At 70.6% G+C, this 625-nt stretch carries 1 pseudogene; it reads right to left on the minus strand.

Annotated features, from left to right (window positions below):
- A pseudogene (locus CCN72_RS38300) lies at positions 1–625 on the minus strand (IS5 family transposase); the annotation flags it as partial.

Below are 625 nucleotides of genomic sequence, written 5' to 3' on the forward strand. Positions count from 1 at the left end.
ATCTGCCGACGACGCAGGTGACTGCGGATGGCGCGGGACGAGTAGGCGCGGTCGGCCAGGACCATCGTGGGGCGGGTCCGTGGTCGGCCGCGGCCGGTTTTCGGCACCCGGATACGTGCCATGACGGTCTCGAAGGCGGGAGCGTCGCCGGCCTGGCCCGCGGTGACGGCCAGAGCCAGCGGCCGCGCATGACCGTCCGCGGCCAGGTGGATCTTGGTGCTCAGCCCGCCTCGGGAACGTCCGAGTGCGTGGTCGGCCGGCTCGTTGCGGCCTTCGGCCCCTTTTTGAGTGCTCCGGCGGCGTGCTGGTGGGCCCGGACGACGGTGGAGTCGACCGACACGGTCCAGCCGACGTCGTCGACGGCGTCCGCTGCCGCGAGGACGGCGGCGAAGATCTTCTCCCACGTGCCGTCGACGGCCCACCTGATGAGCCGTTTGTGAGCGGTCTGGAACGAACCGAGCTCGTCGGGGAGGTCCCGCCAGGGCGAGTTGGTGCGGTACTTCCATGCAATGGCCTCGAGCGTTCGGCGGTGGTCGGCCCACCGTCGCCCGCGGACCGGATCGGCCGGCATCAGCGGCGCGATCCGGTCCCACATCGCATCAGTGATCACTAATCGGACAGACAC

It is taken from the genome of Streptomyces murinus, from assembly GCF_002154555.1.
GTDB classification, from domain to species: Bacteria; Actinomycetota; Actinomycetes; order Streptomycetales; family Streptomycetaceae; genus Streptomyces; species Streptomyces murinus.